General features: G+C 37.8%; 13 protein-coding genes. 9 read left to right on the top strand and 4 right to left on the bottom strand.

Translation table 11 applies throughout. The features are described 5' to 3' along the window. Positions 1–34 precede the first annotated feature (34 nt). The 4 genes from H4O18_RS02930 to H4O18_RS02915 form a co-directional block, all read right to left on the bottom strand. Positions 35–2,683, bottom strand: a complete 2,649-nt coding sequence (locus H4O18_RS02930) for an OmpA family protein (protein ID WP_187581593.1) — start codon at positions 2,681–2,683, stop codon at positions 35–37. A gap of 10 nt (positions 2,684–2,693) precedes the next feature. Further along, positions 2,694–3,614 (bottom strand): PorP/SprF family type IX secretion system membrane protein, encoded by a 921-nt coding sequence (locus H4O18_RS02925; RefSeq protein ID WP_187581592.1) that lies wholly within the window; start codon positions 3,612–3,614, stop codon positions 2,694–2,696. 36 nt (positions 3,615–3,650) lie between these two features. Beyond that, entirely contained in the window at positions 3,651–8,840 is a 5,190-nt protein-coding gene (locus tag H4O18_RS02920) for a T9SS type B sorting domain-containing protein (protein ID WP_187581591.1), read from the bottom strand. Positions 8,841–9,170: 330 nt separating this feature from the next. After that, the gene (locus tag H4O18_RS02915; protein ID WP_187581590.1) at positions 9,171–9,356 is read right to left on the bottom strand and encodes a Sec-independent protein translocase subunit TatA/TatB; all 186 of its coding nucleotides are present in this window, start codon (positions 9,354–9,356) and stop codon (positions 9,171–9,173) included. A gap of 198 nt (positions 9,357–9,554) precedes the next feature. On the opposite strand from H4O18_RS02915, the gene H4O18_RS02910 reads away from it, so the two are divergent. The 9 genes from H4O18_RS02910 to H4O18_RS02870 all read left to right on the top strand — a co-directional run bounded on the left by H4O18_RS02910 (position 9,555) and on the right by H4O18_RS02870 (position 19,612). Next, positions 9,555–10,424 carry a M23 family metallopeptidase gene (locus H4O18_RS02910; protein WP_103439155.1) on the top strand — a complete coding sequence of 290 codons (870 nt, stop codon included), beginning with the start codon at positions 9,555–9,557 and terminating at the stop codon, positions 10,422–10,424. 6 nt (positions 10,425–10,430) lie between these two features. Continuing rightward, positions 10,431–11,930, top strand: coding sequence for a GH3 auxin-responsive promoter family protein (locus H4O18_RS02905; RefSeq protein WP_187581589.1), 1,500 nt, complete (start codon positions 10,431–10,433; stop codon positions 11,928–11,930). Positions 11,931–12,090: 160 nt separating this feature from the next. Beyond that, positions 12,091–13,776 carry a DUF6909 family protein gene (locus tag H4O18_RS02900; protein WP_187581588.1) on the top strand — a complete coding sequence of 562 codons (1,686 nt, stop codon included), beginning with the start codon at positions 12,091–12,093 and terminating at the stop codon, positions 13,774–13,776. A 6-nt stretch (positions 13,777–13,782) separates the two neighbouring features. Then, the gene (locus H4O18_RS02895; protein WP_187581587.1) at positions 13,783–14,838 is read left to right on the top strand and encodes a hypothetical protein; all 1,056 of its coding nucleotides are present in this window, start codon (positions 13,783–13,785) and stop codon (positions 14,836–14,838) included. Between the two features lie 3 nt (positions 14,839–14,841). Further along, complete coding sequence (rfbB, locus tag H4O18_RS02890; protein ID WP_187581586.1) at positions 14,842–15,885, top strand: dTDP-glucose 4,6-dehydratase; 1,044 nt, start codon at positions 14,842–14,844, stop codon at positions 15,883–15,885. Between the two features lie 119 nt (positions 15,886–16,004). Continuing rightward, complete coding sequence (rfbA, locus tag H4O18_RS02885) at positions 16,005–16,868, top strand: glucose-1-phosphate thymidylyltransferase RfbA (RefSeq protein ID WP_187581585.1); 864 nt, start codon at positions 16,005–16,007, stop codon at positions 16,866–16,868. A 199-nt stretch (positions 16,869–17,067) separates the two neighbouring features. After that, positions 17,068–17,613 carry a dTDP-4-dehydrorhamnose 3,5-epimerase gene (gene rfbC, locus H4O18_RS02880; RefSeq protein WP_187581584.1) on the top strand — a complete coding sequence of 182 codons (546 nt, stop codon included), beginning with the start codon at positions 17,068–17,070 and terminating at the stop codon, positions 17,611–17,613. Beyond that, positions 17,592–18,389, top strand: a complete 798-nt coding sequence (gene rfbD / locus H4O18_RS02875) for a dTDP-4-dehydrorhamnose reductase (RefSeq protein WP_187581583.1) — start codon at positions 17,592–17,594, stop codon at positions 18,387–18,389. The genes rfbC and rfbD overlap by 22 nt, the downstream gene beginning before the upstream one ends. 35 nt (positions 18,390–18,424) lie before the next feature. Further along, the gene (locus tag H4O18_RS02870) at positions 18,425–19,612 is read left to right on the top strand and encodes a UDP-N-acetylglucosamine 4,6-dehydratase (protein ID WP_187581582.1); all 1,188 of its coding nucleotides are present in this window, start codon (positions 18,425–18,427) and stop codon (positions 19,610–19,612) included. Positions 19,613–19,615 lie beyond the last annotated feature (3 nt).

The following is a 19,615-nucleotide window of genomic DNA, read 5'->3' as shown; positions in this document are numbered from 1 at the left end:
TTTTGATGTTAGTAATTTCGTGTGTGAACAAATATTACATCTTAACTATTATAAACTCTGAACGTCTATTTAGTTCGTGTTTTTCCCTACTACAGCGAATACCGTTTCCACATTCATTGATCAAACGTTCTTCTCCATATCCAATTGCACTTTCAATACGGTCTGCAGAAATACCCTTGGAAATAAGATAGGCTCTTGATGATTTGGCCCTCTTGTCCGACAAGTATTTGTTGTATACATCGGGACCCCTGGAATCGGTATGGGATTCAATCTTGATTACCATGTCTTTGTACTCTGTCATCACCTGTACCAATTTATCAAGCTCCAATGAAGCATCTTTCCTTATATACGATTTATCAAAATCGAAGAAAATCATATCAGTCTTAAGCTTTTTAATTCCGTCTTCAATTGCTATGAGCTCTTTTAACTTCTTCATCGTAACATCCACATTTACGACTTCATTTTCCTTGGTTTCTGCCGTCACTATATTTTCAAAGAATTCACTTTTAGTAGTCTTTACGGTATATTTGGTATTGGAATCCAAATCTTCAAATACAAAGGAACCGTCATCCTCCGTGACCATTTCCTTTAATTTAATATTATTCTCATCCAATAGTGTCACCAACGCCTTCGGCATAAGATCACCCGTAATTAGTTCTGTAACTACCCCTGAAATGGCGTTCTTCACCACCTCTTCAAGTACTAGTCTTTCAAAAGAATATATATCATCATCCCCTTTACCGCCACGTCTGTTGGAAGCAAAATATCCTTTTTGGTCTTCTTCATTAACGATATAGGAAAAATCATCCTTATTACTATTAATGGGCTGTCCCATATTAACCACTTCCTTGAATCCTTCCTCATCATAAGCCACCTCGTAAACATCCAATCCGCCAAGTCCTACATGGCCATTGGAAGCGAAGTACAATTTCTTATCGTTAATAAAAGGAAACATTTCCTTTTGTTCCGTATTTATTTCCGGCCCTAGGTTTTTAGGCTCGGAATAAATTCCGTCACCCAAAACATCAACCACAAAAATATCCGTTTCCCCTATGGTTCCTGGCATATCAGAAACAAAATATAACTTCTTTCCGTCCGGACTTAAAGCAGGATGGCCCGTGGAATACTCATCGCTGTTAAAAGGCACTTCCTCTGCCTCAGACCATTCCCCACCAACTTTCTTTGAGGTATAAATTTTTAGGTGATTCACACCGTTCATAGATCTTTTTAATTTTTTGCCATAATTGTTTCGTGTGAAATACATGGTTGCATTATCTGGAGTAAAAGCTACCGATGCCTCGTGATATTTAGAATTTATCTTCTTTGAAAACCTTATAGCCTCCTTCAGGTCTTGTGATTCCTTATTCACCTTGGATACGTAAAGGTCCAGGTAAGGTTGATTATTCCATTTATACCGTCTGGTATTAAAGATGGATGAGTCCTTAGCCGAGGCAAATACAATCTCATCCTCATTATAGAACATGGGCGAAAATTCAGAATATTTAGTATTTATAGCCAAGTTTTTAAGTCCAAATTTGAGCTCCATATTTAGAATATTATCCAAGACGGCCTCTTTTTTGTTTGCATTGAAGTCCAATTTAGAACCCGCATTGCCATTCTTGACCTCTTTGTCATAAAGACGCATCATCCTTTTGGACTTCCCGTACTTACCGGTGCCTTTCAAGGTATGGGCATACTTAAAAATTTGGTCCTGGGAAACTTCGTTCTCGTATCTTTCGAAAATCATATTATAATAGTAATATGCTTTTGCCATATTAGTATTATAATAATAGGCATCCCCTGCTTTTTGAAGAATTTCCAAGGAATAATTATTGGGATCCTTTTTTATGGCTTCTTCATATAATTCGGCAGCTTCCGCATACCACATCTTATCAAAATATTGATCTGCTTTTTGAATCAGCCTTGTAGCATTGGGATTTCCTTTATCCTTTGATTTATTTTCCTTTACCTTATTACTTACCATATCGCCTTCCTTAACAGGATTAAGCATATCATAGGTAACCTCGTCTATGGATAATTCTACCTTGGGCGAAGACTTCTTGTCTTTAGGGGAAGGTTTTTCATCTTGAACCGGCAATTGAGCCCCCTTAGGATAATCTTTCACATCTTGAACAGAAGAATTGTCAGTAGTAGCGATAGGAGATGAAACAGAACCATTCCCACTTATTTCTATTTTTTTGGTTTTTCCACCATTATCAACATTCATTAACCAGAATGAATCGGAATAAGTACCGTCCAATTTGGAGTTACAGGCGGCAATAGCCTTATCCAAATTATCGTACCTGCCCAAATAAACATAGTTGAGACCGTTATTGGTATTACTAATATACCCTGCATCAAAACCCTGTCCCTTTAATTTTTGGGCAAGTTTTTGAGCATTGCCCAAATCGGAAAATACACCGGAGACAATATAAAAACCTTCATCCGCCCCTTTAAGATTTTTAAAGGTCCTGCTTTTAATATGGTTTAAGGCAGCTCTCTTTTTAAAGCTTTCGGGAGTAACACTCCTGTTGTAATCCAATGTGGAACTGGACTTACCGTTACTGCTTAAATCTATATCCGAAAATCGTTCATCCAAATTGGACGCTACGTTGTTCCTAATTCCTTGGGCACTGCCAATTAAAGCAAGAAAGAGCAAGCAGGCTGTTAGAAGTTGTTTCATGGTTGTTTAATTAGAAAAATCTAGGGGATTTGAGCTTTTTGTCTTTTGAAATCAATTGATATCTAAAAAATATCTCATGGGTTCCCGAATTGTAATTATTTAGTTGGTTAATACTGTAATCATAGGCATACCCCATATTGATTTTTGTATTGATTTGAAAACCGATAAGAGCACTCAAAGAATCCTCTAGTCTATAGTTAACGCCCAAATTTAAAGTTTCGTATGTCAGGAAGTTGATCGAAGCATCAATGGACACAGTACCTCCTACAACATTCTTTACAAAAAAGGATGGCTTAAATTTTAAATCGGGTGTTAAATCAAAGACATAACCACCTATTAAATAAAGATGAACAAGGTCGGAAGCTTCAGATTCCGCTATGGCATCATAATGCTTACCAGTCAATATATTAGGGGTTGAAACACCAAAGTAATACCTGTTGGTATAATAAAAAAGTCCGGCTCCAATGGTGGGAAGAACCCTACTGTTGATATTCTCATTAAATGCTGCTTCGGGCTCCCTATACCGCCCCTTGGACCAATCCAGGCTCATAAATTTTATTCCAGCCTTTAACCCAAGTGAAAGTCTATCGCCATTTCGATTAAGTATTAAATTATGGGCGTAGTTCCCATCCATATAGGTTTCTTGGGACGGCCCCAATTCATCGTGTATAATGGAGAGTCCGAGCCCGTCAAATAATCCAATAGGAGATTCTATACCGAACGTTATGGTGCTTGGCGCGCCCTCTATACCCGCCCATTGACTTCTATAAAGCGACAAAATGGTCAAATGGCCGCGGGAACCTGTATAACCCGCATTTACGGTCATCGTATTGAAGTTGTAATGGGTATACTGTGGCTCTTGTTGTCCAAAGCTCACATAGAACATTGGCAAGAAAAGGAGTACTAAAAATCTTATGTTGGGGGAAACCATTAAAAACTATTTTTCGTATTACAATTAATCTTCAAATTATCGGCTAATGTATAGCCATCCACTTTTAACCGGTCTTACACCGTCCCCAAAATCCAAGAGATAAAAATAGGTGCCTACCGGTAAATTATTATCAGAACCAATATAATTGGTCTTGGATACTGTTCCATGCCAATCATTTTTATATCCTTTGGTTTCAAAAACTCTTTTGCCCCAACGGTTGAAAATCTGCAGGTAATTATTTGGATAACTTTCTATACACTCAATAAAGAAGACATCGTTCAATCCGTCGTTGTTCGGCGAAAATTCATTAAAAATTACCATACAATCCTCATCTATTTCCTTTACCTCCAAATCGATGAGGGTAATACTCGCCATAGAAGAGTCGTTGTTAGGTCTAAAATCCAACTGATCAACATAAGCTAGAGTTGCTACATTTACATAATCATCCAATTCGGTTATAGTAGCTTTGATTTCCAGTGTTGAACTTTCTTCAATTCCTAAAGTATCCATAGTCCAAATACCCATAGTTGGATCATAAGTACCATTATCCGTTTCTGAGGAAATATAATCATATCCCGCTGGCAGCTCCTCTGTTATTCCCAAATGGGAGGCTACATATGGTCCATGGTTTATAACCCTAACAGTAAATACAACCTCATCCCCTATATAACCTTCTTGCGGTACTACCGTTTTGAAAGTTTCCAAATCCACAATAGGCGTACCAACTGTGTGACTGTCCTCATCATCCTCGCTTTGATCATTATCGTCATTGTTGGGAGCGGAATCCATGTCCAATTGATCCACATTGGTTATTTGAGCTATATTCTTGTATTCTCCATTAACTCCTTGTGGGATATTAATGGTCCCCTCATAAGTGAGGGCTATGGATCCAATCTCCAAGTTTGGAACGTTCCAGATAATCGTATTTCCATTTAATACACCACCGTCGTTAATATTGCCAACGGTAATTCCAAAGGGAAGTATATCGGTTATTTGCAAATTGGTGGCAGTATCCGGTCCATCATTGGTGACTGTCAAAGTATAAACCACTTCTTCCCCAACATTGGGCATATTATTATTAACCGTTTTCTTTAAGCTAATATCTGCCATGGGGACAACCGAAACATAGGCCTCATCCTGATCATTAGCAGTTTCCGAATCCAATTGATCCACTTTAACCAGTTTGGCAATGTTCGTATAATCACCGGAATTTAATACGGTAACTAACATTTGCAAAGTAGCTGTTCCGGCAATATCAATGAAAGGAATTTCCCATAATGAACTTGAGGCATTGTAACTACCATTATTGCTATTGGCAGTTATTAGGTCATAGCCTGACGGAAGTATATCCTGAATAATAATATTGGACGCACTATAGTTGCCATTATTTACTACGTCTATAGTAAATGTCACTGTTTCGCCAACAAATGTTTCCAGTTTGTCTACCGTCTTACTAACATTTAAGTCTACGGTTGGTGTTGGAATCGTATGACTGTCCTCATCATCTTCACTCTGGTCATTATCATCATTATTGGGACTTGAATCGGGATCGATTTGATCCACTGATGTTATCTGAGCAATATTTTTATATTCATCCACCGCTCCTGTGGGCGCGTTTACTATAAGCTCGTAAGTAAGGACCTGAGTGCCCATAGCAATACTTGGAAGAGTCCAGCTAATACTATTACCATTTAGCACACCACCATCATTTATAGCATTTATGGTGTAACCAACAGGAATTTGATCCTCTACTATAACATTTGTTGCCTCCTCCGGACCGTTGTTGGTCAGCGTTAAAGAGAACATTATTTTCTCGCCAATATTGGGATTGGGAATGTCAGCAATTTTCGTCAGACTAAGGTCGGACATGCCATTGACGACAATAGTGATCGTGTCCCTACCCTCGCAACCATTGGCATCTGTGCCTACCACCGTGAAAACAGTGGTGGAGAATATAGGGATGGGAGCTCCATCAGAGGCTCCATTGTCCCAAATGTAACTATCCGCACCCGCACCTGTCAAAACAACAGTTTCCCCTGCATTTACCGCAGTGGCCGAGGCATTGGCAACTACACTTGGCGGAGATAATACGTTTAATTTTACTGGGGTTGAAGCGTCCACAGGACAGATATGGGTAGCGTTGCCAATAACTACTCTATACGAATTTCCGTTATCGCCCAATAAAGCATTGGTAATATCAAGAACATTGGTTTTTGTCCCACTGTATGTTCCACTCTCCAAAAGATCTTCCCATACAGAACCATTTAACCATTGCCATTGGTATGTATCCGTATTGGCAGCTACAACTGAAAACGAAGCATCATTCCCAGGACATATGGATTTATCAATAGGCTGGGTCACGATATACGGAGCGGTATTTTCTTGAAATTCAAATACTCCATTACCATCCACATCGGCTGGGACGGGATAGGTTGCAGCCATTACTATTCCATTGGAATTGATTTTGGGTGGGGTTCCTAATCCGTAAAATGGATTGTCCCCTTGATCTGAATTAGGATTATTATAGGCTTCATTGGCATCACTACAACCGTCATCATCACTGTCTGTATCCATATAATCCGGTCCGGTAGTACCATCAGTATTATTTACAACATAGTTGATGACGCCATTGTCTAAAGCTGATTCTACGCTGTCTGCCAAACCGTTAAGGCCATAGGGCCCATCAACAACCCCGTTGGTATGGGTTTGGTTGTGCCCAGCTTCTACAGCATCATATATACCGTCGTTATCAACATCAAGATCCAATTGGTTGGTTACTCCATCCCAATCGTTATCCAATCCATAAATTCTGGGATCAATATAGTTGGTAACGCAACCAAATTCTATATTATGTTGTCTTTGAGTAGAGAAAGCACCAGCAACCCTTGCCACAGCACCTACACGGATAGAAATTTCCGATCTTGAATTATAATCTACCCCAAAATTAACTTGAGGTACAATATTACTTCCAGTAGGATAGGTAGTAGTACCAGCGGTACCTATTACCCATTTTCCGTCGGTAGACATTGTCAATTCGGTTGGACTTGAAATTACATAACTCGTGGGGTTGTAGCTCCAAGTCTGTTCACCATATTGATGGGTGCCATCAATATCATTAAAATTCATAAAGATTTTATCGAGTACCACTGGATTTGAACCCCCTGAAGTCACAAAACGAATCTTATATTCTATAAGCCCTTGATCGTCTTTATTGGCAAAATTAAAAGCCGTATAAGGCCTAAAGGCTTCTTTTGCCATACTATTGTTGTCGATTTCGGTTACCGTGGCATTATAAATCTGTACAATAGTAATCAAGGCATCGGTTCCTGAGGTAACATTCGGAATTCTATATACCGCACCTTGTTGCAAGGGCGTCCCGGAAAGCAACACTGCGTTGGCACTGAAATCTAAAGTTGTTTCCCCTCCACATTGTGGTTGCGAATTAGCGATTACAGTATTTAGCTCCTCAATATCCGGAATACCATCATTGTCATCATCCAGATCCGAACGGTCGAGAATACCGTCATTATCCGAGTCAATAAATGGCGGTGGTATCTCCTCAAAAGTCTCAACGGTCACCAATCCAACATCACAAAGTCCGTCCGTATCACAAATTTTATATTCAAAGGTATCTGTACCTAAATATCCAGGATTTGGGGTGTACATTATCTCAGCGGTGGCGGTGGATATAGTTACCGTGCCATTGGCAGATTGTAAAAGTCCTGCATTGCTAATAGAATTTATATTGATATTGTTGTCGAGGTCTATATCATTATCCAATACTTGAATAACGACCGACTTATTTCGGGTTACCTGCTCTTGGTCATCATTGGCACAAGGACTGGCATAAACCGTGATGCTCGTTGCCTTTGAAGGATCTGGGGAACAACCAGAACATGATGCAATATTTAATCTATAGGTTCCAGGGCTTTCAATATCTATCAAATCTAGACCTACGCCTTCCTTTGAAGTACTTCCATCGGGAAAAGTAATACCAGGAGTTACCGATTCCCAGTAATAGAGCGCCGATGAAGATTTGAAATTGGCCTCCAATGCCATGGTTTGCTCAGCCATACAACTGTCAAAATTAATCGGTCTGAGAATACTAGTGTCCAATTGCCCTTCATATGCCGTTCCCAAGAAAGGATACGGTCCAGCAAAATCTACTAGTCCAGAACTGAATGAAGAAGAGCCCCTTGTTTTTATCAAAACCGCACTATAAGGAAAATAACTTGGAACATCCAATCCAAATATCACTGCTGGATCAAAACCCAAACCGGTAAAATTAAGTCCAACCTCGGCTAAAGCTTCTTTACCGTAGGTAGAGGAAGGAGTTAAATCATCGTTATAAGTACCCCATGGCGGAGCGGTTGTGGAAGCATTATTTATTTTACTGAAGGAATTTTGACCATAGTCTACATGTGCATATCCATATACAGAACTGCCGCTTTCCCCGTCAAAACTATTATAGGTAAATCCCGTATTGGCCAAATAATCCTCCCGGGATATCCAAATTCTAACATCCAAACTCATTAAGCTAGATCCCGAATAGTCGAATCCAACATCAAGGTCTCCAATTGTTGTAACCTTTCCATCATTATCAAATTGCCAGGCAGTATGACCTTCTTCCTGGCCAAAGTTGGAAAAGGAATTTCCAACCAATTGTATTTCTTCAATATAAAATTCTACATCCGTATAGTGGGCTCCCCCATTATCCGAAGTACTAACTGCCATGGTCACCCATAGGTCATCAGTTAAATTCCTTCCATCCCTTCGAACATGTACAAAGGAATCAACTATATCAGCCTTTTTTGAAATTTTGGACGGTTTTACTTGCCAATTGGCAGGGTTGTCACCATTTCGCCCCTGGGAAAAGGCAGTCTTATCATTTTCTTCAGCAATATAATCATGCCCAAAATTAGCCCCATACCAAAGTCTCCCGTTTTGGGTACTGTAATTGGGCTTCCCCATGGAAGCCTGAAAAACTGTATTCTGTCCGGAATTTATTATTCCCTGAAAAGAAACTAAATTACTTTCGTCAATGACACCCAATCCAGAATTCCCGGTAAACCAATCGTCATTTCCTGCGTTCGGCTCCCCCGAATATAGGTTTGCCTCAACACCAAAATTTCCTCCAACACCAGATTGTGCGGAAACATCAACGACACCAAATAGTAGGATAGAACAACAAAAACACGAGATGCGATTGCGTAAAGTATGCCTCATTAATATTTTTTTACATAGGAATAACCCTATGGGGGGATTTTTTTAAAATTTTATGCAATAGCCCATATAAAATGGGATACATGAACAAAACTAATACTTAACCCAAAAAGACAATTTATATTGTTGTGTGTATAGACTTTACCGTGGTGAAATGACGATATTGTGTTGTTTCACTTCTTAAATTGGGCAGAAGATGACAAAGGAGACGTCAATGAAAGATAGACCTCATCGATGAAGTGTAGTGTTGGATACATTCGCTTACAACGGCGATAATTGAACAAAAAAAAACACTCGTATTAGGAGTGCTTTTTATATTATGATATAAAGCTATTACTTCTCTTTTTTGTCTTCCAATTTATCGTCATCCTTGGAAGCATCTTTAAATTCTTTGATTCCGCTTCCCAATCCACGCATCAATTCTGGAATCTTCTTTCCTCCAAATAATAATAAGACAATCGCCACAACCAAGGCTATTTGCATTGGACCAATGACTAAAAATGTGTTTAAAGTTATCATAGTATAATGATTTAAGAGTAACAAATGTACTAAAAAAGATGTTAGAATGCTGTTAATTTTAACGACTAAAATATATTTTAATTATTCTAAATTAGAATATATTTTGCTAATAGATACTTTTGCAGCGAAATAAGTGCTGAATATCAAATTTAATAATAAAGGAATTAAATTTAAATACTAACCTTATCTTTGTTCATTATGGCCAAAAAGGTAAAGAAAAGAAAAGAAATTAAGCAGAAACTCTTACACAAGTATCGCCTAGTAATTTTGAATGAAAGTACCTTTGAGGAAAAACTTTCATTTAAATTAAGTAGAATGAATGTTTTTGTTACTGGATCACTTTTTATTATTGGATTGATAGGTTTCACTATACTACTTATCGCTTTTACACCCTTAAGAGAATATATTCCAGGATACTCTTCCACAAAATTAAAGCGACAAGCTACAGAATTGACCTATAGGACGGATTCCTTGGTAGCTACCCTAAATTATACCAACAGGTATTTAGATAATATCAGAAAAGTGTTACGTGGCGATATTGAGAATAATGAAATTAATAGGGATTCCCTATTTGAGCAGTACAAACTAGATCCTTCCACTATAGATTTAACTCCAATAAAAGAAGATTCCTTGTTAAGGGCACAGGTAGCTTTGGAGGATAAATATAATCTGTTTGAAAGAAACATTAATAATCCAGGGCAAGTCCTCTTTTCACCTTTAAGTGGATCCCTATCCCAAGGATTTGATGCCGAAAACAAGCATTTTGCAGTAGATGTTGTTGCCCCAAAAGACAGTCCCATCAAAGCTGTAGCCAATGGCACCGTTGTTTTTGCTGAATGGACGGCGGAAACAGGCTATGTTATTATTCTGGAGCACGTGGACGGACTATTAAGTGTTTACAAACATAACGGGGCATTAAATAAAGGCCAAGGCGATGTGGTCCGATCTGGGGAGGTAATTGCTTCGGTCGGAAATACGGGTGAGTTAACCACCGGACCGCATCTACACTTTGAGCTTTGGAGCAACGGCAGCCCTATCAATCCCTTGGATTTTATAGATTTTAAATAAAATTAGATGAGTTTAAAATCATTTGCAGCAAAAATATTTGCACGGAATATCGCAAGAAAAACTGCCCAATGGGTCAATAACCCAATTGAAACCCAAGAAAAAGTATTCAGGTCCCTCATAGCCAAGGCAGCACATACCAACTTTGGCCAAGATCACCATTTTTCGCAAATTCAAAACCATACCGACTTTGTAGAACATGTTCCTATAAGGGATTACGAAGAATTAAAGGGATATGTAGAAAAAGTGGTTGCTGGTGAAAATGATGTTTTATGGCCTGGCAAACCGGCCTATTTTGCCAAAACATCTGGTACTACTTCCGGAGTAAAATACATACCAATTACCCACGAATCCATAAAATACCAGATTGAAGCTTCACGAAATGCCATTTTAAACTACATCCATGAAACCGGAAATGCAAATTTTGTGGATGGAAAAATGATATTTTTACAAGGGAGTCCTGAAATGTCGGAAAAAAACGGAATCAAAATCGGCAGATTATCAGGAATATCCGCCCACTATGTCCCAAACTACCTCCAAAAAAATAGATTGCCAAGCTGGGAAACCAATTGCTTGGAAGATTGGGACACTAAGGTGAATATGATTGTAGAGGAAACCGTTAACGAGAACATGACCGTTATTGCCGGTATACCTTCTTGGGTACAAATGTACTTTGAAAAGCTCAACGCCAAGACGGATAAAAAAATAGGAGATCTTTTCAAAAATTTTCAACTCTTTATTTATGGTGGGGTCAATTATGAACCTTATCGAGCCAAGTTTGAAAACCTCATCGGGAGAAGAGTAGACAGCATAGAATTATTTCCGGCCAGTGAGGGGTTTTTCGCCTACCAAAATTCGCAAAAAGAAAAGGGAATGCTCCTGTTATTGAATTCCGGGATCTTTTATGAGTTTGTCAAAGCTGATGAATTCTTTGTAAAGAGCCCCAAACGGATTACCCTTAAGGAGGTGGAACTGGGAGTGAACTATGTTATGATTATTTCGACCAACGCTGGTTTGTGGGGTTACAATTTAGGAGATACCGTTCAGTTTATTTCTATAAAACCCTATAAAATCATAGTTTCCGGTAGAATAAAGCATTTTATTTCCGCCTTTGGTGAGCACGTTATAGGAAAAGAAGTGGAGGAAGCTATGAGACAGGCCATAGAGGGTACCGACGCACGGATAAACGAGTTTACCGTGGCACCACAGATTAATCCGGATGAAAAGGAACTTCCCTATCACGAATGGTTGATTGAATTTGAACATCCTCCAACGGATATAAATAAATTCATCGATTTGTTGGATAATTCCTTACAGCGGCAGAACAGTTATTATTTAGACCTTATAGAAGGAAAAATACTTCAAAAGCTTAAAATCACCCAAATAAAAAATGGAGGTTTTCAGGATTATATGCAATCCATTGGGAAATTAGGAGGTCAGAACAAGGTTCAAAGACTGTCCAATGACCGAAAAGTAGCTGATGCCTTGAGGAGTAAATTCATAAAATAATGCGATATCAACCTTAGATTAAGGTCCTGATATTTAAATCAACCTTTCTATTAGACAAAAAAGTCTAATTTTATTAAGTAAGTTCCCAGTAGGCGATAGAGAAAAAACCTTCAAGGAAAAAATAAACAATTTAAATTGTAGTTTTGCAGGAAATCCGCTTATGAGTAAAACCGTTAACACTACTAGGGCACAAGAATCCACCAATGCCATTGAGCGCTTGTATATTACAATGCGTCATCTTTTTAATCGTGGATTTTACAAGCCTTCAGGTGTTTCCGGAGCTGCATTAAGACAATCTCTTTTACAACTACGTCCAGAAATATATGGCTCCATTGCCGATGAAAAAGCCGAGCTGAACGGGCTTATGTATGTTTTGGAAAGATTACCGGAAGGCATAGAGCAATGCCGGTTTATAAACTTGACTTCGGATGAAGGATACGCCGGTTCCCAATTTAAACCCATTATACCGCCCAAAAGACGTAGAAACTGTTATAGGATTGATGATGAACAGATGAATATTGAAATCACAAGAGGTAGATCCGATATTTATGACATACTTACACATCTCACCTTTTTGTTTATAGAATCGGAAAAGCTCAGTAATAAAGTCTTAATAGAAGACACTGATAAAACAGTTAGGGACTGGGTGAAATTGGAAGAGGCGGCTCAAAAGGAGGAACTTACCCAACTGGAAAGAGAGGTAGCCTTGATTCATGTAGCCAATATTTTGGGAAGGCCATTCATAGAAATCATGGCAGTTCATAAACAGTTATCCACTGCAACAGAACCTGAACGCTTTATAAAAATTATATATTGGTTGGGCAAGCTGGCCATTGAGGAAGAAACGACTGGAAATAAAAGAGCAATTACTTTTAGTCCCATGTTAAGAGAGCGTCTGGGACATCATATTCATGGAGAACGATGGGCCAATAGGATCAAAGAAACCTTAATGGAGAATGGACTTATGAAACGTCCAATTCACATCATAAGTGCCAATATGCACAGTGTAATGAATTCCTTGTTTGCTCAAAAAGCTTTATCAAAATCGTTCAAGAGCAAATCAAAATTGGAAATATATGAAGCTTTAAGCATCCCCAAAAATTCCAACTTAAGGGAAAAAGTCATTGCCCATGCAAAAAAGAATGGGATGATCTCTATTGATGACGTTTCCGGAACAAATATAGATGTCCAAATTTTCGACATGGCCAAATTGGACAATAATGCTTGTTGCTACGATATGCCATTAAGCTGTCCAGAAAGTGAAAAACCTATTATCTTTGTAATGGATTACGCCTTTGGGGAACAGGCCTATGAAACCATAGATGAATTACTAAAACCTTACGGCATCAAAAAAAACCAAGAGGTATTTTTGAATGTAGCCTCCATTACAATTATGGGGAAAGCAGGTATTTTGGAGGGAGGAAAAGGAGATATCATGATTCCGGACGCCCATATTTTTGAAGGCACGGCAGATAATTACCCCTTTATAAATGAATTGAGCAAGGAAGATTTCGAAGGCAACGGACTTAAGGTACTTCAGGGAGCTATGGTAACCGTTTTGGGAACCTCTTTACAGAACAGGGACATCCTTAAATTTTTCCATGAGTCCACTTGGAATGTGATCGGTTTGGAAATGGAAGGTGTACATTATCAAAAGGCCATACAATCAGCTTCCAAAATTAGAAAAAGTATACGGGAAGACGTTAAAGTACGTTATGCCTATTACGCCTCAGATAACCCTCTGGAAACAGGAAGTACCTTGGCTTCAGGAGGTTTGGGCACCACAGGGGTGAAACCCACTTATTTAATCACTGACAAAATACTAACACAAATATTTAATTCTTAAATTCATATGGCCAATCAGCAACCAACTCCTAATAATTCTTCTTCTGAAGAAGTCGATTTAGGTCAATTATTCCAATTAATTGGAAACGGGTTCAGGAAATTTTTCCGTTTTATAGGAAATATATTCAAAGGAATTTTTCATTCAATTATCCTATTCCTCCTCTTTTTACAAAAGCATTTTATAAAATTTGTGATTGCTGCTGTAGTAGGTTTGGCCCTAGGCATCTATTTGGACATGGTTAAAGAACCAAAATATATCTCCACTATGGTGGTTGAGCCTAATTTTAACAGTGTCCAACAATTGTACAATAACGTAAATTTTTACAATGAGTTGGCTAGGGCCGATGACTCAACAGCATTGGCTGAAGCTATGGAAATAAGTGTTCCCGAAGCCTCAAAAATTAAAAAGTTTGAGGTTGAGTCCTATTCCGATGAAAATCAAAAGGTTCAATTGTTCGATAAATTTGTTCGTAGTTTGGATTCGACCACCAAAAAGGCCATTGATATGGAGAATTATTTGAAAAACTTTAATTCCATGGATGCCCGGTTCCATACTATTTCCGTTACTGCCTCAAATAACACGGTGGCCAAAAAGATACAGCCCTCTATTATTAAGTCGATTTCCAGAAACGAATATTTTCAGCTGCAACAGAGTATCAGTGACCAAAATATAAGTTTACAGGATAGTCTATATAAAAAGCAATTAATGGAGGTCGATTCTCTACAACATTTATATAAGCGCGTAATGGAAAAAGAGGCCGAAAGACCTCAACAGGGCACCAATATCAGTTTAGGTGAAAATGGTGGTCAGGAAAACAAGGAATTGGCACTGATCAACCAAGTCGATAAACTAAAACAAAGCCTAGTAATTTTAAATGAAGAAAGGGCCAATAAATCGAGCATTTTAAATGTCATATCCGCTTTTCCTAGAAGGGGCGTAGAGGTAAAAGGAATATTCAACAGTTATAAATTTTGGATTCCCCTTGGATTTATTGGGGTTACTTTGCTATTATTAAGTCTATTGGACTTGAACACCTATTTAAAAAATTATAAAAAAGAATAGTCCATGAACATCTTGGTTACCGGTGGAGCCGGTTTTATTGGTTCCCATGTGGTTAGGAGATTGATCAACACTTATCCAAATTATCATATCTTTAATTTGGATGCCCTGACCTATGCCGGCAATCTGGAGAATTTAAAAGATGTTGAGGGTGCCAAAAATTACACTTTTATTAAAGGAGATATTACCAATGCCGATTATATTGATTCCCTTTTTTTAAAGCATCAATTTGAAGGTGTAATCCATTTGGCTGCCGAATCACATGTGGATAGATCAATAACCGATCCCTTGGCGTTTGTAAGGACAAATATATTAGGCACTGTGAATCTGTTAAACTCCTTTATGTCTATTTGGAAAGATAATTTTGCTGGAAAGCGTTTTTACCATGTAAGTACTGATGAGGTCTATGGTTCCTTAGGAAAAACCGGTTTGTTTTCCGAAACCACGCCCTACGATCCTAATTCACCCTATTCGGCCTCAAAAGCAAGCTCGGATCATTTTGTTAGGGCCTATGGAAAAACCTATGGTCTGCCTTATGTAATAAGCAATTGCTCCAATAATTATGGCCCAAATCAATTTCCAGAGAAATTGATTCCATTGTTTTTATACAATATTATCAAAAAACAACCCTTACCGGTGTATGGCGATGGCAATTATACCAGAGATTGGTTATATGTGAAAGATCATGCCAGGGCGATTGATCTTGTATTCCACCAAGGAAAAAGTGCCGAAACGTATAATATTGGCGGTTTTAATGAATGGAAGAATATCGATTTGGTAAAATTGCTATGTAAGCAAATGGATGAAAAATTGGGAAGACAAACAGCAGAAAGCGAAAAACTGATTACATATGTGAAAGATAGACCAGGGCACGACCTACGTTATGCCATTGATGCATCCAAAATAAACATGGAATTAGGATGGGAACCATCAGTCATCTTTGAACAAGGACTGGAAAAAACAATTGATTGGTATTTGACCAATGGGCAGTGGTTAAATAATGTAACTTCGGGCCAGTATAAGGAATATTATGAGAGGCAGTATAAATAATTTGTTGAAACTAAGGAGTGATGGAGTTACATTGTCATGAAGAAGAAATCATTCAACTCGATAACCTTTTCGCAATATAATTCTACAACTATTTAACAGCATAACTAGATATCAAAAAAATGAAAGGCATCATATTGGCAGGAGGTTCCGGAACTAGATTATACCCCATTACCTTGGCGATGAGCAAACAATTGATGCCCATCTATGATAAGCCAATGATCTACTACCCGTTGGCAACCTTAATGTCGGCGGGAATTCAGGAAATTTTGATAATAACCACTCCCCAAGACCAGGACCAATTTAAAACCCTTTTAGGTGACGGTTCCCAATTGGGCTGTATTTTTAAATTTGCTTTCCAAGAGAATCCAAATGGACTGGCAGAGGCTTTTATTATTGGAGAAGATTTTATTGGAACCGATAAAGTTGCTTTGATTTTAGGTGATAATATTTTCTACGGTTCCGGCTTAGCAACATCATTACAGGCCAATAACAATCCAGATGGGGGTATTATTTACGGCTACCATGTTCAGGATCCAGAGCGTTATGGGGTGGTGGAATTTAATGAGGAAGGAAAAGCGATTAGTATAGAGGAAAAACCGACTTATCCAAAATCCAATTATGCTGTTCCTGGCATATATTTTTATGATAATAAGGTAGTCGCCATTGCCAAAAAAATAAAACCTAGCAAAAGAGGGGAATTGGAAATAACCGATATCAACAAGGCCTATTTAGAAAAAGGCCAGTTACAGGTGAGCATTTTAGATCGGGGAACGGCCTGGTTAGACACTGGTACCTTTGCCTCCCTAATGCAGGCCTCACAATTTGTTGAGGTCATAGAGGACAGGCAGGGACTTAAAATAGGGTCTATTGAAGAAGTAGCTTATAATATGGGGTATATTTCTAAAGAGCAACTTCGGGAGTTGGCAAAACCCTTATTGAAAAGTGGTTATGGCGAATATTTGATTGGTCTGATTAATGAATAACTGGATCGGGAGTTATCATTTTAAGAATTTACGCAGTTATTAAACCCAAAACATTGTAAATTTTAATTCCCTTCTTGAAGGACTAAACTGGTCGTGGAAGAAGCAGGGATTAAGGTGGGGGGTTGTAAAAGCAGATTAATGGAAAATAGAAATTAATTTGATAACAACATCACAAGATAACTTAATAACAACAGAAAAATTGAAAATTACAGAGACGAAGCTAAAAGGCTGTTTTATTTTGGAGCCTAAGATTCATGTGGATGATAGAGGGTTATTTTTTGAATCCTATCATAAAGCCATTCTGGAGCAAGCCATTGGCGAGTCAATAAATTTTGTTCAAGATAATATATCAGTTTCCAAAAAAGGAGTGTTACGGGGCTTACATTTTCAGACTGGGAAGCATGCCCAGAGTAAATTGGTGCAGGTATTAAAAGGTGAAGTATTGGATGTAGTGGTCGACCTGCGCGAACAAAGTAGTACTTTTGGCCAGCATTTAATACTAAACTTATCCTCGGAAAATAAGATATCCATTTTTATACCGAAAGGTATGGCACATGGCTTTTTAGCCCTGACCGAAGATGTGATTTTTACCTATAAATGTGATTCACATTACCATAAAGACGCTGAAAGAGGTATTAAATACAATGACCCTGATTTAAACATTGATTGGGAAAAAGACGACTTGAATCTAATAATATCGCCAAAAGATTTGGAATTACCTCTATGGAAAGAGCTACAGCTATAAGACGAATTTTGGTTACCGGGTCGACCGGGCAACTAGGTCATAGTCTTCAGGATACAGCTAAGGATTATCCACACATGGAATTTGTGTTTGCCAATTCCCAAACTCTGGACATAACAAACTCTGAAAAAGTGTTGAAAACCATTGGAATGGGCAATTTTGATTACTGTATTAATTGCGCAGCTTACACCCAGGTTGATGAAGCAGAAAAAAACCCGGAAACAGCTTTTAAAGTAAATGCTGAAGGAGTTAAAATTTTAGCTTCAGCCTGCAAACAATATAATGTTGCCTTGATTCACATATCAACGGATTACGTTTTCGATGGGGAAAAAGGTTCACCATATACGGTTAATGATCACCCAAATCCAATTAACGTTTATGGTAAGTCTAAATGGAAGGGGGAAAAGTACATCCAAGAAATATTGGATAAGTATTTCATTGTCCGTACCTCATGGTTGTACCATAAAATACATGGCCACAACTTTTATAAGACAATTTTGAAGAAGGTTAAAAAAGGTGAAGAATTACGAATAATAGATAGTCAAGTAGGCTGCCCCACTAATGCAGTAAACTTGGCAAAATATATATTGGAACACATAGTGAATAAAAATCAGCAATATGGCATTTATCACTTTACAGACGGCCAGGCCATGAGTTGGTTTGGTTTTGCCAAAAACGTATTGGAAGAAAACGGATTGAAAAATACTACAAATATTGTGAAGGACAATAATTATCGTAGTTTTGCGATGCGGCCAAAGTTCTCTGTATTGAAAATATAAATGTAGCAGCACTATAACCTCTTAATAGAATAAAAATGAACATATTGTCCTTGATTGGAAGACAAACTGAATTATTTACTTCAGATATTTGTAATCACGAAAAAGAACTGGTCCGGGTAGTTGAAAATTCTTCTTTTTTGGTCATTGGCGCCGCAGGATCAATAGGACAAGCTGTTACTAAAGAAATTTTTAAAAGAAAGCCAAAGAAACTTCATGCAATAGACATAAGCGAAAATAATTTGGTTGAATTAGTTAGAGATATAAGAAGTTCCTACGGACATATTGATGGTGATTTTCAAACATTTGCGTTGGATATAGGCTCAGTTGAATATGATACCTTTATTGCAGTAGATGGTAAATATGACTATGTGCTAAATTTATCAGCATTAAAACATGTTCGGAGTGAAAAGGATCCATTTACATTAATGCGAATGATAGACGTAAATATTTTTAATACTGATAAAACACTTCAACAATCAATCAATAAAGGTGTTAAAAAATATTTTTGCGTTTCTACCGATAAAGCAGCTAATCCCGTAAATATGATGGGTGCTTCCAAACGGATTATGGAAATGTTTATAATGCGTAGAAGTAAAGAAATTAAAATATCAACAGCGCGTTTTGCCAACGTGGCTTTTTCTGATGGATCATTGTTACATGGTTTTGATCAACGTATAAAAAAACAACAGCCCATAGTGGCACCAAACGATATAAAAAGGTATTTCGTCATTCCCAAAGAATCCGGTGAGTTATGTTTAATGTCCTGTATTTTTGGTGAGAATAGGGATATATTCTTCCCTAAACTTAGTGAGAATCTACATCTAATTTCTTTTGCTGACATCGCCGTTAAATATCTAAAAAACTTAGGTTATGAGCCCTATCTTTGCAAGACCGAAGATGAAGCCAGATCATTGATGAAAGAACTTCCAGAGCAAGGAAAATGGCCCTGTTTATTTACCTCAAGTGATACTACCGGAGAAAAAGATTTTGAGGAGTTTTATACTGAAAATGAGGTTTTAGATATGAATAGTTTTAAAAATCTCGGTGTTATTAAAAATGACTTGTCCTATGATTCCGAAAAACTTAATCTTTTTGAAGAAACAATTTACACTCTAAAGAACAATAGAAAATGGTCAAAGGAAGAAATCGTATCTCTTTTTTTTAAATTGATACCAGATTTTGGCCATAAAGAAACAGGAAAATATTTAGATAGTAAGATGTAATCC

The organism is Arenibacter arenosicollis (genome assembly GCF_014397245.1).
Classification (GTDB): Bacteria; Bacteroidota; Bacteroidia; order Flavobacteriales; family Flavobacteriaceae; genus Arenibacter; species Arenibacter arenosicollis.
This window is presented reverse-complemented; position numbering and strand designations above follow the sequence as displayed.